Below are 16,595 nucleotides of genomic sequence, written 5' to 3'. Positions count from 1 at the left end.
AGGATGCAATTGATCATCATTATGCTTTTTATAGCAGGAGCATTTATCGTGCAATTGGCATTAGGTTATTTTCAAATTAAACATTTTGCCAAAGCGTATATAGAGCTGCGAAAGATTGGAAAAGTGGCAATCGGAAAGCGCCCCGGCAGAATTCGGGCGGGCACCATTGTATTATTTGCCGTTTCCGACAGCGGGAAGATTCTGAAAGCAATGAAAATACAAGGGGTTACAGTTTTAGCGAAAGTTCGGGAATTGAAAGGCTTTACGGGCAAAAATATAAAAACGCTTGGAGAAGCCGATATGGCTCATTGCAACAAGCTATTGAAATCAGCTATTTTGGATGCGGTCAGCAATTATAAGATTATTATGAGCGGCGGGGAAATTCCCGAAAAGCCGAGTATCTTTAAACGAATCATGATGCAGGCAGAAAACATTGTTTCGGTAAAAAAATCATGAAGAGGTGAGGAACGTGGATATTATTGTTACGATTGCTGAAGGTTTTATGAATTTGTTTAAAACTGGCGCAGAAACATTTATTTCGTGGATGCAAAGCATTGTTCCGCTTGTGTTGCTATTGATGGTTTGTATGAATACATTCATTCAGCTTATTGGAGAAAAGCGGGTCAATAAACTTGCGATGGCATCTTCTAAAAACCCGTTGTTAAGATATTTAGTCTTGCCGCTTGTCGGTTCATTTATGCTAGGGAATCCAATGGCGTTGTCATTAGGACGTTTTTTGCCGGAAAGATATAAACCGAGCTATTTCGCTTCAGGTGCATATTTTTGCCATACCAGCAACGGTTTATTTCCACATATAAACCCAGGGGAATTATTTATTTGGCTCGGTATTGCGGCTGGAATTGAGAAACTAGGTTTGAGCACTGCAGAATTGGCTGTCCGTTATTTCCTTGTCGGTCTCGTGATGAACTTCTTCGCAGGCTGGATTACAGATTTTACAACAAGAATAGTAGAAAAACAGCAAAATATTAAATTGAAAACAGAAGTAACGTTACATCATCGTTAGAAAAGGAGGAGGAATGGGAAATGGCTAAATATCGGTCGATAAAAATTGTGAAGGGCAGCGGCGGTTTTGGCGGACCGCTCATCATTACACCGACGGAAAAAAGAAATAAAATTGTTTATATTACCGGAGGAGCAAAGCCTGAAATTGTAGACAAAATTGCTGAACTGACAGGTGCCGAGCCGGTCAACGGTTTTAAAACATCAGTACCGGATGAAGAGATTGCGCTTGCAATTATTGATTGCGGCGGTACATTACGCTGCGGCATCTATCCGCAAAAACGCATTCCAACTGTCAATATTATGCCAACAGGAAAAAGCGGACCGTTGGCCCAATATATTACGGAAGATATTTACGTTTCAGATGTGGGGTTGGATCAAATTCAGCCCGTTGAAGAGAGTGCTAGAGAGGCGGCTCCGGCTGAAGAAAAAATCCCGGAAGAAAAACCTGAAAGAGAGTTTAAATATAGCAGTGATAAAAAGATTTCTGAAACAATGGCAGCAAGCTCCAATAAAAACTTACTAACGAAAATTGGACTTGGCGCAGGAAAAGTCATTAGCACGTTCTATCAAGCAGGACGTGAAGCAGTGCAAACAATGATTAACACGATTATTCCGTTCATGGCTTTTGTATCATTGCTGATTGGAATTATTCAAGGTTCAGGAATCGGAAACGTATTTGCCAAGATCATGTCGCCGCTGGCTGGCGATATATGGGGATTGCTCTTAATCGGGTTTATCTGCTCGCTGCCATTTTTATCACCTTTGCTTGGACCTGGAGCAGTAATCGCTCAGATTATCGGGACGCTGATTGGAGTGGAAATTGGCAAAGGGAATATCCCGCCAAACTTGGCGCTGCCAGCATTGTTTGCCATCAATACGCAAAACGCCTGTGACTTTATACCTGTAGGTTTAGGACTTGCAGAAGCGGAACCTGAAACAGTAGAGGTCGGTGTACCGTCCGTCCTTTATTCAAGATTCTTAATCGGGGTTCCAAGGGTGTTTGTCGCTTGGCTGGCAAGCTTCGGACTTTATGATTCGTAAATTTTCTGATCATAACATCATGAGTTTTGCAAAAATCTGACATATGGGAGGGAAGGCACAACCGCAACAGGTTTGTGCCGACTTTATGACAATCATTTATAAGAATAAAATAAAAGGAATCGGAACAATGGCTGATCATTTTTTGAAAGAGAAAATGATTATTTTATTTGGCAATGAAGCTCCACAGGATCTGAAAGATTTTTGTTATGTCATTGATGTCGTAAAGGCGGAAGGAGTCATTCAAGCTGGACAGAAGCTTTATATTAATAATGAAAAATTTGAAATCACGTCTGTCGGCGATGCTGTGCAAAGAAACTTAACAACATTGGGGCATATTACTTTGCGCTTTGACGGATCGACAACACCGGAACTGCCGGGCACTTTGTACTTGGAAAATAAAGATATCCCTGAAATTGGATTGAATACCGAAATAAAGATTGCAAGTGAATAAAAATTTTGATGCTTTCCATTCGTAACGGCTATTCATCCGACTTTTTTCAAATAGGAGAGAAAAATGAGGCTGAATAGATTCAGTGAATGAATCATATACATAAAAGATTTTTTGCAGCTTCAATGGATAAACTGTGAAAGATTTAAGTGAAACAAGTAAATAAGACAGCAAACCGGGCACCCATTTTTTCGCCCGGTTTTTTTTGCTTTTTAATCCTTTCTCTTAACAGCAGTTTGCTTGCCGGCAATAATTTATGATCACTACGCCTTGACAACATTGAAAATAAGAAAAAGTCACGCAGGTTGTTCGGAATCATTTTCTATATGGAAGATTTGAGGTACAATTAAATTGGCATAATTAGTAAGAAAAATTCCAAATCTTCTTTGGTTAGATGGGATTTGTTCACTGTCCATTCAAGCCAACTCAAAGATTATGTTGATCTGCAGGCGGGAGCTTAAGATGAAAGGAAAGATTGGACAAAAAGTCCAGCTGGCACTAGTGGTTGAATACTTATAAGTATGGAACGGTTGAAGGAGAACTTTTGCCTGCTTACTTTATCACTTTAACACAAGAAATGAATGAAGGAATTAGTGAGTGTATCTAATTACAACTTAAATGCGAGCGCCGGAAAATAATCAATACTTGTGAAGGCTCGAGTTATTTACAAAGAGGAAACATATATTTTCAAAAATTAATGGATTCCGCCGAGAGCTCCCAAATTTTTATAGTAAAGGAGGACAAAGGCAGCCATTCTAAAAACATCAATGCTTCAAATTGAAAAAATAGGCGGGCATTCACCTTCTTTTTGATTCAGGAAAAAGTTTCCAAATTTGTAACTGAGAGCAATTTTTTTGCGTGATAATATTTTTATATTATAATAATTATAACTTAATAATAGATAAAGAGGTGTTTCCTATGTCTATTTATCAATTTGAAGTAGAAAAAGCAAACGGCGAAAAAGTTTCTTTAGCAGAATTTAAAGGTCAAGTGCTCTTAGTGGTGAACACCGCTAGTAAATGTCGATTTACATACCAGTTTGAAGAACTGCAAAAGCTGTATAAAAAATTTCATGATCAAGGTTTTGAAATACTAGGATTTCCATGCAACCAGTTTGATCAACAGGAGCCGGGAACAAGCGATGAAGCAGCTTCTTTTTGCCAATTAAATTATGGCGTTACATTCCCGATGTTTGCAAAAATCGACGTGAACGGAAAAAACGCTCATCCATTATTCGAATATTTGAAAAATGAGGCGCCGTTCCGCGGATTTGATGAATCGAATACGGCAGAAAAACTATTAAAAATCAAACTAGCGAATGAATACCCTGAATGGCTGGTTGGCAACGATATTAAATGGAATTTTACAAAATATTTAATTGATGAAAACGGCCAAGTCGTGAATAGATATGAACCATGGGACGAACCGATTGATTTTGAGCAAGATATTCAGAAATTATTGAAAAACTAATTCCGGTTGAATCGTTTTTTCATTCGACCGGATTTATTTTATGTATAAGAATGCTAGCAAGAAGCTGCTAGTTCTTTTGCCTGTTTCGGACCTAGATCAACATGTAAAAAAGAATTTATGAATTTTAATGTTCAAGCAGATTTCCCTTTTCCATTGAAAATAAGGAAGAGGGTTATTTATTTCTCAGTAAAGAGCTTTGGTATTTAATATGAAGCGCGTCAATTTACAGTACCTTATCGGCCGGTTGGCGATGGGGATTTTTGATGTAAAATTAGCGTGAAATCAGCGGCCGTACTACCGGATCTATATTTGTTATTGCCTTACATGTTACAAATGGAAAATAAATTGGCAGCCTCTCTTTTACAAACCTTTTTAAAAAAACATATAATATGTTTATACAGTTCTAAATTTTCCAAAGGGTATGGCAAAAATGGGGATTTGGTTAAAGTAAGCGTCTGCACTGCAAGGACTGAAACAAATCACATAACTCTTTTTTTCGCTTTGTATCAAATTTTAAAGTCGGGGGTTTTAAGCGGTTTATTTGGTTCGTCAAAACAAAGGGGGAGTAAAAATATGGAGCTTCGCAAGCAAAATTATGAAATCATCCCGATTATCGTCGATGTTCCGTCTAATTTAAGAACGATCAACTTTTTTTTAGTGAAAGCAAAAGAATCCCTTGCTTTAATAGATGCTGGTTTGGATCATGAGGCTTGTTGGAATGCATTGTTGGAAACGCTGCAAAAAAACGGGTTGGCTTTGCATGACTTAACCGAAATCATTTTAACTCACAACCATATAGATCATGTCGGATTAGTGAATCGAATCATTGCGGATCACCCCATTCAAGTTTATGCCCACAAAAATGCGATCCCGCGCTTAAAGAGAGACCGCCAATTTCTTGAGATGAGGGTGGAGTTTTTTTCTAAATTATATGAGGAAATGGGATGTCATGAAGCAGGGAGAAAGCAGGTCGATTATTTAAAAGAATCGATTGTGAAAAACAGAAAACTTGCTATCCAAGCGGAGATCATTCCAGTCGAGAGCAGCCATTTGGATTTTCAAATTATCGAGGTGCCCGGACATGCTCCGGATCAAATTGCGCTGTATGATCCAAAGCATCGTTGGATGATTTCAGGTGATTTGCTGATTCAGCATATATCCAGCAACGCACTTGTCGAACCCGATTCTTTTGGACGGCGGATGCCGACTTTACTCCAGCATAAACATTCTTTAGAGAAAGTTTCGGATTTGCCTCTCGATCTCGTATTTCCGGGACACGGCGTATTCATTCAAGACCCGAAAGATTTAATAAATAAAAGATTAAAAGGGATTGAGAAAAAAGCAGAAAAAATTATGAATCTCATTTTAAACGGGGTAACAACCGCGAGCAGTCTAGCCCAAGCCTATTATGGAAATAAGTATTCGGAGCAGTTTTCGCTTGTGATGTCTGAAATTATAGGACATCTAGATTATTTGGAATTAAACGGAAAAATTAGAAAGGAGATGGAAAAAGGAGTTTGGCATTATTCCATTAATAAAGAATAATAGAAGGTTTTTGATTGGCTGTTGACGATGAAAATTTTTTCTTGTATTTCGCAAGCTGCAAAAGTAACAAAGTTTCATTGTTTGCAAGCATGATACTAATTATTGAGGTATGAGGAATGATGGGAAGAAAAAGGAGAAAAGATGCACCTTTAATTAAAAATATTGCAGAGCACAAGGAGTGGCAGAAAAAAGATCGTACTCGGACATCTCTTACTCTTTTGCAGAATCAGGAAAAAATCCGCCAAAACACGAAGTTTTATTATGATCCAGAAAAAGATAAAAAAGATATAGAGCATTATTACAAAAATGTCATCGGAAAAGAAATCAAGGGGCTGAACCTATTTTACCATTATCATAATCTAGTGAAAAAAACACATAAAAATCAGCTGCCGTATTTTATATGCAAAGATCATTATTTGTATACGTGGGTCGATTTGCAGCCGGATGGAACAGTGAAAAGCATCTATTCTGGCGAAAAAAGCGATCCTAGCCGAATCATACAAGAAGATTTCGAAATAATTCAAAAAAGATATGAGCAATTTCAAGCTCTTTTAGAAATAGTGAGCAAAAAGGACGTTTCTTTATTGAAAAAGATGAAAAGCATTGACTTGCGTTTAAAATATAATACAGAACATATTGTTCCGCAGTCTTGGTTTCAGACACGGGAACCGATGAAAAGCGATTTGCATCATTTATTTGTTTGTCATCCGGAGTGCAATGTCAAACGATCCAATTATCCTTTTCATGATTTTTCTTTTTATCAGCCGGAATCGCCAAAAGAAAAAATCCGCAATCGCTGCGGAGTTGTCAAAGACGGCCGATTCGAACCGGAACATGGCAAAGGTACTGTTGCGAGAGCAATGATGTATTTTTTATTGCGATACCCGAATGAAATAAAAAAAAGCAACCTTAAACAAATTAATCTTTCTTTACTGATTCACTGGCATGAATCGTTTCCCGTTTCCATCTATGAAAAGCATCGGAACCAATCGATTTATTATATACAGGGAAACCGCAATCCTTTTATAGACTTTCAAGAGTTAGCGTATAAAATAAAGTTTCCGTTTAATATTGGATCATGTGGCGTCAAGGAATCGTGAAATCATAGACTATAGGAGCATACTTAGAGCACCTCGTTTTGCAAAATAATCACAAGAAGAGCCGTTCTTTCGAAATACCGATTGTAAAGCTCCTGATTTTTCCTGCTTAACTCTGAGCTAAAATTTCAAGATGCTCTTTCCATACAAGATGACGGTCAATGGCAGCTTGCGGTCAGAAACATTTCGGATTTTGTTTGTCTCTGATTATTTGCAACCTGCTGATCCGTAATGGTTGCTGGTCGGCGATTTATAATGAAGAACAGACGAATGTTCGTTCGTTTGAAAAATTGGCTATATTTCTGTCATTCAGAACTCCCTAGTTTCGAGAAAAACAAGGGAGTTTTTGTTGCATATGCTTATAATGATTGACTTTTTCCCTTAGGCAACGCTTCACTATCTGCTTGCTCTTGTTTGTTCGTAACTAAAGTACGATCATTGATATTATATTTGAAATACGTTACTTTTGATTTTGTCACATCATAAGTGTGAACACCAGAATTCGGACCGAAAGAACAAAGACACATGGTTAATTCCCCCTTGTAAATGCATGAACGGCTTCGCGCTGAATTTCTGATAATCTTCTGCTGAGCTCATCTGATTCACTGCTTCGAAGATTTTGTTCTAATTGCTTTAACAAGTTCATTATTTGATCAACAGATTGTTGATCATGACCACTTCCATTCTTCGGATTACTAATGTTATTGGCATTGTTCATATCTCGGAGCACTTTATAAGGCTCGCGGTTTAACAGAAGACTAGTCACATCAGGTCGTGAATAATGTCCGATGGCATCGTGCCAATGTGCCATATCAGCAATTAATTTCATATCAACTTCAGCGTACAAAATACCTTCCTTTCCTTTTAAAGGACCGGATAATATGGAACCACCGGGTGCGATAATCGCCGTCCAGCCCCCTCCAGGCTTTATCCACTCTTTTTGATATTCAGTCTGTGTTAACTTTTCCACATTGTCCTTGTCGACTGTACTTTGACAATTGATAACAAAACATCCGCCTACTTGAGCATGATAACGCGCAGATAGTTCAGTAGACATATCAAATAATGTATCCCAACCCGTTATACTTGAAAATTCTACCCATACGGCACAATGCAGCTGGGAGCGTTGTGCGATAAGGGAATGACGTACCAAATCCATAGTATGCTCCCAGCAGACCAGCCCGCTCATTCGTCCCAGCTCTGTGTCATAAACATTTAGATAACTTCCATCTCCCATGCCCCAATGAACACGCTCAACATGAGTCGGCATCAATTTCCTGTGTTTGCCAAAAATTTTCCCTTTATTATCAATAAATAAAATTGTGTTATAGCATGTTTTTCCGTCGCGCTCTGAAATACCAATAACGACATGTATATTATGTTTTCGTGCAGCTTCACATAAAGCATCAGTTGTTTTACTAGGTACTTCTACAGAATTGAGAAACCATTCCTTAAATAGTTCATGATACCACATTGGTGTTCCTAACCAGATGTGATACGGATAGCCAGGAATATAAGACTCAGGCAATACAACTAATTGAGCCCCTTGTTTCGCCGATTCTTCAATTAGCGAAATAGCTTTTTCCAAGCATTTTTCCCTGTCATATAAAATCGAAGAGGCTTGTACGGCAGCAACCGTGAATTTCTCATTTGAAAAATCGCTCATCAGCTAATCCCACCCCATAGAATTTTTAATTATAAGAATAATTAGAATATACAGTAAATTTCATTTGAGTTCAATAAAAAAAATTACGTTTTTTATACGAATGAATAATAAGAATTTGTATTATGATTTCATACATCTTTCCTTAATTTATGATAAAATATGGATTTTCTATAATTATATTTTAAAATTTAGATAAAATTTTAAATATTTTTCATTATGTTTCTTTTATGAAATTATAAATAACATTATGTAATTGTGTTAGTATATTAGCTGATTCCTAACAAGACGGTTAAGAAGAGCTCGTACATCCAAGGACATTCGATTTTACAGTAAGTGTCAAACGAATCCCGTCTTATCTTTTCCGGATGGACAGTTTTTTCGTCGCTGTTGATTACAAGCGACTGGGTAAGATCTTTGACCTTGTACTTCTTTATATTCTAAATCCTTGTTGGGAAGTCTATAGATAAATTAAATAAGTAATTGGATTTAAATCCATTTACTTGATGCAGCATCCATTTCGGACTGCCTTAATGCCTGAAAATGAGACTTATCAGAAGGAGGATGTCATTCGTTCAGAAGGTGTCCTTAATATTTGATAATAACGAGAACAGATCAGTTCATCCCAAAATTGTAAAGCGAAAATTCAAAAAAAGGAATGAAAGCGTAATCAATTTTAGGAAAAGTGGCCTAAAATTGTGCTTAGAAAGGAGGTACAAATGCTACTAGACATTCGAAGCAATTGTCTTTTGAAAGAAGTAATCAAAAATCCAAACATTAGTAGCAATGAACTTGCTCAAAAATTCAACTTGAGCAAGAGACAGATCAATTATAGTTTTTCCAAGATCAATGATTGGCTTTATGAACAAAATTTCCCTCAGATTGAAAGGACAAATCACGGCTATTTTGTTGTAGATCCGAGTTTACTAAAAGTATTGAGTGAAAAGGAAAATACTCAATCAGTCGATTTTTATGATTTATCGAAACTGCAGCGCGTCCATTTCATTATATTGATGATTTTAACGAGAATGGATGCCTTATCGTTGGCTCATTTCACATCTGAACTAAAAGTGAGCAAGAATACCGTTATTGACGATTTGAAAAAAGTAAAGGATATTGTCGAACAACACGGCCTTGAATACAAGTATTCAAGAAAATATGGATACGTCATTGAGGGAGACGAATTTCAATGCCGGAAACTGTTAATCTCTATCACGAACAGCATCTGGACAGCAGATCAAGGAAAAGAAAAGATCATTCAGATTTCGCAATTATCTGTAGATGAGTTAGAGGAATTTAAAAATCGCCTCGAAAAAGTGGAGGCATCGTTAAATCTGAAATTTACAGACGAAAAACTTGAGTTAATGCCTTATATTTTAATTTTTATTTTAAGAAGAATACGGAAAGGCCATCATATCGGTTCTTTTAACCTTAATTATAATGAGATTTCCGGCACAAAAGAATACTTGGCAACGGAAGAGCTTTTGCATGATTTTCCAAATGTTTCAGAGGAAGAACGGCTCTTTATTACTCTGAACTTGCTGACAACGAATGTTTATTGGTCTAAAGAGGAGATTGATAAAGAAATTCCTGAATTAAAAAGCGCGCTAAGTCAAGTGATCGACAACTTTGAAAAAAATACGTTCATTTTTTTGAAGGATAAAGAGCAGCTTCTTCAAAAGCTCGTCCTTCATATGAAGCCAGCCTATTTTCGAATTAAATACAATTTAACTGATACAAATGATGTTCTTGATGATATCAATAAAAATTTCAAGGAATTGCATCATCTTGTTAAAAAATCGGTTAAACCGCTGGAAGATTTAATCGGTTCAGCTATTCCGGAAAGTGAGATTGCTTATTTAACAATTTTAATCGGCGGGTGGCTTTCTAGGCAGGGCGACAATATTAGCCAAAGAATGAAAGCCATAGTTGTCTGCCCAAAAGGAATATCAGTTTCCAGATTGATGTATGGGACGCTAAGAGAACTGTTTCCTGAATTTATTTTTCTTGATTCATTGTCTGTGCGCGAATTCCAACAATATGAAATGGATTATGACATTGTCTTTTCTCCAGTTTATTTGAAAACAAATAAAAAGTTCTTCCTTGTAGATCATTTTATTGGTGCTGAAGAAAAAAGACGATTGCGAAAAGAAGTGATGTCTGACTTATATGGGTTTGTACCTGAAGTAATAAATGTTGAAGAATTAATGGGAATTATTGAAAAGCATGCTGTCATTAAAAATAAAAAAGAGCTTTACAATGCGATTCAAAGCTATATTCACCAAGGCTCTAACAACAAGTTAGAAAATCATTCTATTAAAAATCCGAATTTATGCGATTTAATTACTCCTTCAACGATGATATTCCGCCATTCGGTTCGTAGTTGGGAAGAAGCGATTAAACTGGCGGCCCAGCCTTTGCTGAAGGATAAAAGCATTAAAGAACAATATGTTGAAGCAATGATCAAACATTGCCAATCAGATCCTTATTTTGTCATCAGTGAACATGTAGCCATTCCACATGCTTCACCTGATGAAGGAGTAAATCGTTTATCGATGAGCTTATTGAAATTGCGAAAAGGAGTAGCCTTTGAAAACTATCAGTCCATTAAGTTAATCATTGTGATTGCAGCTTTAGATAAAGATCAACATTTAAAAGCATTCATGCAATTAATGAATTTAGTGAGAAATGAACAGGATTTGAATAAAGTATTGAACGCACAAAGCATGAAAGACTTACATGAAGTTCTGAAATTATATGCACAAGAATAAAAGCTCTTTTATTAATGGAGTAGGTGATATACCAGTGATTGATTTGCATTTTGATGAATCTTTGATTTTTTGCGACTTAAAAGCGAAGGATCAGGAAGAAGTTTTGAAAGTAATGGGAAACCATCTTTACGAAAAAAACTTTGTAAAAGAGAGTTTTATAGATGCAATTATTGAGAGGGAAAAAACCTTTCCGACCGGTCTCCCAACTTCCAGTAATATATCTGTCGCCATTCCCCATACGGATTCCGTTCATGTCAATAAAAAGGCGATCAGCTTGGCGATACTAAAAGACGCTGTTGAGTTTGGAATCATGGGGGAGCAGGAGGCAAAAACTCCGGTAAAAATTGTGTTTTTATTAGCGATCGACAAGCAAAATTCTCATTTGAAAATTTTGCAAAAACTGATAAGCATCTTTCAAAACGAGGATGTCATCAAGTTTTTAACAACAGAAAAAAATAAAACATTAATCAAAACAAAAATTATAGAATGTTTAGATTTAAAGGAGATGAATTGAAATGAAGAAAAAACAAGTATTAGTCGCATGTGGTGCTGGAATTGCTACTTCAACTATTGTCAATGATGCGGTGCAACAGCTTTGCAAAGAACATAACATTGAATGTGAAATTATTCAAATAAAAATTACAGAAGTTGGTTCTTATGTGGACACGGCTGACTTATTAATTAGTACAACAATTGTACAGCAGGAGTACCCGTTCCCGGTTATTAATGCACGCGCTTTCTTAACAGGCATTGGACTGGATGAAGTGAAAAAAGAAATTTTGGAAGCGCTGAAAAATTAAACAAACGTTTGATTATTTTGGTAGGGGTTTAAGGAGGGGAAAAATATGCAAGGTTTTGTTGATGCGATACGAGCATTTTTAGATTTAGGTGCAACAGTTATTTTGCCCGTGGCGATTTTTATACTAGGGTTAATTTTCGGACAAAAACCCGGAAAAGCCTTTCGGGCCGGTTTGACGATTGGTGTTGCATTCGTAGGGATTTTCTTAGTAGTTGATCTTTTAGTCAATAATCTAGGGCCGGCAGCTCAAGGAATGGTTGATCGATTTGGAATCGAACTGAATGTTATTGATGTAGGTTGGCCGGCTGCTGCATCGATTTCTTGGGCCTCCCCAATTGCAGCCTTTATCATTCCTCTCGGATTGTTAGTAAATGTTTTGATGCTTGTGACAAAAACGACAAAAACAATGAATGTAGATATTTGGAATTTTTGGCATTACACTTTTACCGGTGCAATTGTATATACGTTATCAGGCAGTATTATTCAAGGCTTAATTGCCGCGGTATTATTCCAAATTGCTTGCTTGAAAATTGCAGATTGGACAGCTCCGATGCTTGATAAATATTTCGGGCTTCCGGGAATTTCTGTTGCAACGGGAAGCACGGTTTCATACGCAGTTCTTAGTATCCCATTGATCCAATTGATTCAAAAAATACCAGGTCTTAAAAATTTAAATGCTGATCCGGAAACGATTCAAAAAAGATTTGGGATCTTTGGTGAACCGATCTTTATGGGGCTAATTTTAGGTGTCGCATTAGGATTATTGGCTGGATATTCTGTCGGAGATACGATCGAAATCGGGATGTCTATGGCAGCAGTTATGGTGTTAATGCCGAGAATGGTGAAAATTTTAATGGAAGGTTTAATGCCGATTTCTGAATCAGCTAGAGAACTGCTTCAAAAGAAATTCGGCGCACAAAATATTTATATCGGGCTAGATGCTGCCGTTGCAATTGGTCACCCGTCCGTAATTTCAACAGCTCTTATTTTAGTACCGATCACAGTAGCAATCGCCATTATTTTACCTGGAAATAACGTTCTTCCGTTTGGGGACTTAGCTACCATTCCTTTCATTGTTGCATTTATTGTCGGTGCTGCAAGAGGAAACATTGTTCATTCGGTAATCGTTGGTACGTTGTTAATCGCCCTGTCACTGTACATGGCGACAGATTTGGCGGCGCTCCATACTGAGATGGCTGTAGAATCTAAATTTAACATGCCTGAAGGAGCGAGCAAAATCTCTAGTATCGACCAAGGTGGAAATCTGATCAATTACGTCATCTATAGAATTTTTGCGCTATTCAATTAATAGTCTCCAATATTGCAGCTTGCTGGAGGGATAAAGAAATGAAAGCTTTAGTAAAAAAAGAACTAGGATTTGGGAACTTGGAAATAGTAGATGTGGAAGAACCGAAAGTCGGACCGGATCAAGTCAAAATTTTAGTGAAATACAGCGGAATATGCGGTACGGACATTCATACGTATGAAGGACATTACAAAGTGAAAGCCCCCGTTACGTTAGGCCATGAATTTTCCGGTGTAGTAGCAGAAGTCGGGGAGAATGTAACTGAATTTCAGGTAGGAGATCGGGTAACCTCTGAAACTACTTATTATATATGCGGAACATGTAAATACTGTCAGTCCGGTGATTACAATTTATGCAGCAACAGAAAAGGGCTGGGCACGCAGCAAGATGGAAGCTTTGCAACCTATTTGATTGCACGTAAAGAAAGTGTTCATAAGCTTCCTGAAAATGTAGATTTTCTATCTGCAGCGATGACGGAGCCGCTTGCATGTGCACATCATGCAGTAAAGAAAGCTACGATTCATCAAGGTGATGTCGTTTTAGTACTCGGCCCCGGTCCGATTGGTTTATTAGTCGCTCAAGTCGTAAAAGATTTAGGAGCTAAAGTTATCATAACCGGATTAAGCAATGACAAGCTGCGGCTGGAAAAGGCAAAAGAGCTTGGACTGGATTATGCCGTAAACATTCAAGAAGAAGACGTCAAACAATTAGTCAATGAATTGACGGATGGCTACGGTGTAGACGCAGTATTTGAATGTACCGGTGCTGTACCTGCTTTGAACATGGGGCTCGATTTATTGAAAAAGAAAGGCCAATTTGTACAGGTTGGCATTTATGCAAAATCTGAAATCCCTATTGATATGGAAAAAATTATTCAAAAAGAAATTGTATTTACCGGATCTCGCAGTCAAAAACCAAGCGATTGGGAGCCGTCTTTAGCCTTGATGAATGAAAATAGAGTAAATACTAAAACACTTGTAACACATCAATTCAACATTTCTGAATGGGATAAAGCATACGAAGCAATTAAAAGCGGCGATGCAATTAAAGTTATTTTAACTCCTGTTCATGAATAATCAGTTGTTCCCCACCGCATAGCAGGTGGGGATATGTCTAATGTAAGTCTTGTCAAAGGGGAAGAAGTAAAGTATTGACAAACATGTCAATAAGAAGGTGAAAAAATGATTGAGAGCATCATAGATTTTATTCTTGGACCGTATGGGAGAATGGTCAGCGATTTTTATATTGAACATCAATTTATCATAAATTCAATCGTGTTGGCGGTTGCATTTTACAAGCTTTTCAAAAATAAATCTAAAGGTGTTCGTTCGGAGCAAGATATGAAGGTTCATAACGAAAATTAAACCATGCGGGAAAGGGAATAGGAAATGAAAGCGCTAAAACTTTACGGAAAACGAGATCTGCGGTTCGAGGATGCTATTGAACCAAGGATAGAAAATGAGAACGACGTGATCATTAAAGTAAAAGCAACAGGCATATGCGGTTCAGACATTTCAAGATATGCAAAACTGGGACCTTACGTACAAGGAATGATTTGGGGACATGAATTTTCCGGTGAAGTGGTAGAAGTTGGTCCTTCTGTCTCTCATGTAAAAGCAGGAGACAGGGTTGTCGGCTGTCCTGCTTTATATTGCGGTAAATGTGAAAGCTGCAAAAAAGGGATTTTGTCCCAATGTGAAAGCTTGCATGTTATTGGAGCCTTACAGCCGGGATCCTTTGCCGAATATGTGAAATTGCCTGGTGAAAATGTGCTTTTCATACCGGACGAGATAAGCTATGACTCCGCCGCTTTGATTGAGCCGTCATCCGTTGTCGTACACGGGCTTTACCGGACATCGTTGCAGCCGGGTGACAGTGTTGCTGTCATGGGATGCGGAACTATCGGGCTTCTCGCAGTCCAATGGGCAAAAATTTTTGGAGCAAGTGAAATTTTTGCGATTGATATCGATGATCAGAAATTAAATATTGCCAAAGAAATGGGAGCGGATTTTACGATCAACCCTCTTGAAAAATCGGCATATGATCAAATCATGGAGCTGACGAATGGAAAAGGAGTAGACATTGCTGTAGAATCAGCGGGATCCCCTGTAACATCCGCCCAAGTTTTTTCATTAGCGAAAAAGAGAGGGCAGGTTGTATTTATGGGAATTCCATACGGAGACGTCCTAGTCGAAAGATTTTACTTTGAAAAAATCGTCCGAAACGAATTAACCGTATTAGGATCTTGGAATGCCATATCGTCTCCGTTTCCGGGAAAAGAATGGAAAACGACAATCGATTGTATGAGAACCGGAAAATTAAACGCTGAGGCGCTGATCACACATCGCATCACGTTAGAGGAAGGACCGAAAATGTTTGAAAAAATTTTAGAAAAAAAAGAGTTCATCGGCAAAGTATTGTTTTATCCAGAAATTAGGCTTTAATTTTCAGCCGCTGTTTGAGCTATGTGGAAAGCTTATTCTTGCCATTTGAACTATTGTTACCTGCTTGGAGCTTCATTTGCAAAATATACAAATGAATAAAAACAGCTGAACAAAGTCTAGCCTTCCTTATTTGGGAGGCATTCAGACTGTCGGTGAATGCTTTCATCCAGCGTCACTGGCCTCGTCCGCTCATGAACTTTTTTGATTCGATTCGCATCTTCGCTAAAGATCAGTTCCTTGTTTGCCAAGCGTTTTTAAGACAGACTAAGGTGGAAAAAATCGAAATGAATAGACGCTTAAAATGATGGTAGGGCTGTCCAAAAAGTCAGGGTTAACTGACTTTTTGGAGCCATTCATTTGGTACAGTCAAAATATTCCGTTGGAGAGGTGCCCAAGTTAACTGACTTTTTGGAGCCACTTCATTTTAGGGATTTATCGGACAAACCATTTTTTCCTATCTTGTTTAATCCTTCAGAAGTCTTATGAAGGATTTTTCTGATGTTCTCTTTCTGAATTACGTTCTTCAAAAGTTTTATGATGGACATTCAGCACATACAATTGCTTCTTGTTGGACTTCATTGCCTCTATGAAGGACATTTACAAATTTTATTCGATTATTTTTGTCCTTCACAGTAGTATTCCTCCCCAATCCTTCATTTTAGGAACCCATCGGACTGTCATTTTTATATAGAGAATTTTGTTTGAATTTGCTCTGTACACCCCTTGATAACCATCCCTGTCATTATGCAGTATGTCAATCTTTCGTTTGTTTTGTCACCATAAAAATAATGGCTCATCTTTCAATACATAAGTGCTGCGTTTTGCCTTGCCAATCCATTCAAGAGGTGTTTGTGGATTTTTGGACAGCTGGATTTCATGCTTTAACTCTTACCTTTGATTGAAAATTGCCATATCAACCTTGATTTTTATTCTGAATATTTATATTAGCGACGCTGTATAAATGAGATGTTCTTTGGATAGATAATTC

At 37.6% G+C, this 16,595-nt stretch carries 16 protein-coding genes; 14 read left to right on the top strand and 2 right to left on the bottom strand.

All coding sequences use genetic code 11. The annotated features are described in order from the left end of the window. Nucleotides 1-3 precede the first annotated feature (3 nt). The 7 genes from NSQ94_RS17625 to NSQ94_RS17595 all read left to right on the top strand — a co-directional run bounded on the left by NSQ94_RS17625 (nt 4) and on the right by NSQ94_RS17595 (nt 6,627). Nucleotides 4-456, top strand: coding sequence for a transcriptional regulator GutM (locus NSQ94_RS17625; protein WP_186439333.1), 453 nt, complete (start codon nt 4-6; stop codon nt 454-456). A 13-nt stretch (nt 457-469) separates the two neighbouring features. Continuing rightward, nucleotides 470-1,024 (top strand): PTS glucitol/sorbitol transporter subunit IIC, encoded by a 555-nt coding sequence (locus tag NSQ94_RS17620; RefSeq protein ID WP_066251165.1) that lies wholly within the window; start codon nt 470-472, stop codon nt 1,022-1,024. Between the two features lie 20 nt (nt 1,025-1,044). Then, a complete protein-coding gene (locus tag NSQ94_RS17615) occupies nt 1,045-2,064 on the top strand; it encodes a glucitol/sorbitol-specific PTS transporter subunit IIBC (protein WP_063388882.1) in 1,020 nt (339 codons plus the stop codon). A gap of 127 nt (nt 2,065-2,191) precedes the next feature. Then, nucleotides 2,192-2,515: a PTS glucitol/sorbitol transporter subunit IIA gene (locus tag NSQ94_RS17610; protein ID WP_339229756.1), complete on the top strand. Its 324-nt coding sequence runs from the start codon at nt 2,192-2,194 to the stop codon at nt 2,513-2,515. 915 nt (nt 2,516-3,430) lie between these two features. After that, nucleotides 3,431-3,982: a glutathione peroxidase gene (locus NSQ94_RS17605; protein WP_339193483.1), complete on the top strand. Its 552-nt coding sequence runs from the start codon at nt 3,431-3,433 to the stop codon at nt 3,980-3,982. Between the two features lie 573 nt (nt 3,983-4,555). Then, nucleotides 4,556-5,527: an MBL fold metallo-hydrolase gene (locus NSQ94_RS17600; protein WP_339193481.1), complete on the top strand. Its 972-nt coding sequence runs from the start codon at nt 4,556-4,558 to the stop codon at nt 5,525-5,527. Between the two features lie 116 nt (nt 5,528-5,643). Then, the gene (locus NSQ94_RS17595) at nt 5,644-6,627 is read left to right on the top strand and encodes an endonuclease (protein WP_339193480.1); all 984 of its coding nucleotides are present in this window, start codon (nt 5,644-5,646) and stop codon (nt 6,625-6,627) included. 356 nt (nt 6,628-6,983) lie between these two features. On the opposite strand, the gene NSQ94_RS17590 is transcribed toward NSQ94_RS17595, so the two are convergent. Beyond that, complete coding sequence (locus NSQ94_RS17590) at nt 6,984-7,151, bottom strand: hypothetical protein (protein ID WP_157727840.1); 168 nt, start codon at nt 7,149-7,151, stop codon at nt 6,984-6,986. Nucleotides 7,152-7,153: 2 nt separating this feature from the next. Beyond that, nucleotides 7,154-8,290: a carbon-nitrogen hydrolase family protein gene (locus NSQ94_RS17585; protein ID WP_339193478.1), complete on the bottom strand. Its 1,137-nt coding sequence runs from the start codon at nt 8,288-8,290 to the stop codon at nt 7,154-7,156. Nucleotides 8,291-9,006: 716 nt separating this feature from the next. Between NSQ94_RS17585 and NSQ94_RS17580 the strand changes: the two genes are divergently transcribed. The 7 genes from NSQ94_RS17580 to NSQ94_RS17550 all read left to right on the top strand — a co-directional run bounded on the left by NSQ94_RS17580 (nt 9,007) and on the right by NSQ94_RS17550 (nt 15,607). Continuing rightward, nucleotides 9,007-11,058, top strand: a complete 2,052-nt coding sequence (locus NSQ94_RS17580) for a BglG family transcription antiterminator (RefSeq protein WP_063388869.1) — start codon at nt 9,007-9,009, stop codon at nt 11,056-11,058. Nucleotides 11,059-11,092: 34 nt separating this feature from the next. Further along, nucleotides 11,093-11,572 carry a PTS sugar transporter subunit IIA gene (locus tag NSQ94_RS17575; RefSeq protein ID WP_082829602.1) on the top strand — a complete coding sequence of 160 codons (480 nt, stop codon included), beginning with the start codon at nt 11,093-11,095 and terminating at the stop codon, nt 11,570-11,572. Nucleotide 11,573: 1 nt separating this feature from the next. Beyond that, nucleotides 11,574-11,858: a PTS sugar transporter subunit IIB gene (locus NSQ94_RS17570; protein ID WP_063388867.1), complete on the top strand. Its 285-nt coding sequence runs from the start codon at nt 11,574-11,576 to the stop codon at nt 11,856-11,858. A gap of 45 nt (nt 11,859-11,903) precedes the next feature. Beyond that, nucleotides 11,904-13,166 carry a PTS galactitol transporter subunit IIC gene (locus tag NSQ94_RS17565; protein ID WP_339193477.1) on the top strand — a complete coding sequence of 421 codons (1,263 nt, stop codon included), beginning with the start codon at nt 11,904-11,906 and terminating at the stop codon, nt 13,164-13,166. Between the two features lie 38 nt (nt 13,167-13,204). Then, the gene (locus tag NSQ94_RS17560) at nt 13,205-14,239 is read left to right on the top strand and encodes a zinc-binding dehydrogenase (protein ID WP_063388865.1); all 1,035 of its coding nucleotides are present in this window, start codon (nt 13,205-13,207) and stop codon (nt 14,237-14,239) included. Nucleotides 14,240-14,344: 105 nt separating this feature from the next. Beyond that, entirely contained in the window at nt 14,345-14,527 is a 183-nt protein-coding gene (locus NSQ94_RS17555; RefSeq protein ID WP_066251194.1) for a hypothetical protein, read from the top strand. 24 nt (nt 14,528-14,551) lie between these two features. Next, complete coding sequence (locus tag NSQ94_RS17550; RefSeq protein WP_339193475.1) at nt 14,552-15,607, top strand: galactitol-1-phosphate 5-dehydrogenase; 1,056 nt, start codon at nt 14,552-14,554, stop codon at nt 15,605-15,607. The last annotated feature ends 988 nt before the right edge of the window (nt 15,608-16,595 follow it).

Origin of the sequence: Aeribacillus sp. FSL K6-2833 (assembly GCF_037965815.1) — a bacterium.
Classification (GTDB): domain Bacteria; phylum Bacillota; class Bacilli; order Bacillales; family Aeribacillaceae; genus Aeribacillus; species Aeribacillus composti.
The sequence above is the reverse complement of the archived record's forward strand: the minus strand, read 5'-3'. Positions and strand labels throughout refer to the sequence as shown.

Bases quoted from the DNA above. Each gene is read 5' to 3' on its own strand.
- NSQ94_RS17570 (WP_063388867.1), top strand. From the start codon at position 11,574: ATGAAGAAAAAACAAGTATTAGTCGCATGTGGTGCTGGAATTGCTACT.
- NSQ94_RS17615 (WP_063388882.1), top strand. From the start codon at position 1,045: ATGGCTAAATATCGGTCGATAAAAATTGTGAAGGGCAGCGGCGGTTTT.
- NSQ94_RS17550 (WP_339193475.1), top strand. From the start codon at position 14,552: ATGAAAGCGCTAAAACTTTACGGAAAACGAGATCTGCGGTTCGAGGAT.
- NSQ94_RS17605 (WP_339193483.1), top strand. From the start codon at position 3,431: ATGTCTATTTATCAATTTGAAGTAGAAAAAGCAAACGGCGAAAAAGTT.
- NSQ94_RS17625 (WP_186439333.1), top strand. From the start codon at position 4: ATGCAATTGATCATCATTATGCTTTTTATAGCAGGAGCATTTATCGTG.
- NSQ94_RS17610 (WP_339229756.1), top strand. From the start codon at position 2,192: ATGGCTGATCATTTTTTGAAAGAGAAAATGATTATTTTATTTGGCAAT.
- NSQ94_RS17600 (WP_339193481.1), top strand. From the start codon at position 4,556: ATGGAGCTTCGCAAGCAAAATTATGAAATCATCCCGATTATCGTCGAT.
- NSQ94_RS17595 (WP_339193480.1), top strand. From the start codon at position 5,644: ATGATGGGAAGAAAAAGGAGAAAAGATGCACCTTTAATTAAAAATATT.
- NSQ94_RS17590 (WP_157727840.1), bottom strand. From the start codon at position 7,151: ATGTGTCTTTGTTCTTTCGGTCCGAATTCTGGTGTTCACACTTATGAT.
- NSQ94_RS17560 (WP_063388865.1), top strand. From the start codon at position 13,205: ATGAAAGCTTTAGTAAAAAAAGAACTAGGATTTGGGAACTTGGAAATA.
- NSQ94_RS17580 (WP_063388869.1), top strand. From the start codon at position 9,007: ATGCTACTAGACATTCGAAGCAATTGTCTTTTGAAAGAAGTAATCAAA.
- NSQ94_RS17585 (WP_339193478.1), bottom strand. From the start codon at position 8,290: ATGAGCGATTTTTCAAATGAGAAATTCACGGTTGCTGCCGTACAAGCC.
- NSQ94_RS17565 (WP_339193477.1), top strand. From the start codon at position 11,904: ATGCAAGGTTTTGTTGATGCGATACGAGCATTTTTAGATTTAGGTGCA.
- NSQ94_RS17555 (WP_066251194.1), top strand. From the start codon at position 14,345: ATGATTGAGAGCATCATAGATTTTATTCTTGGACCGTATGGGAGAATG.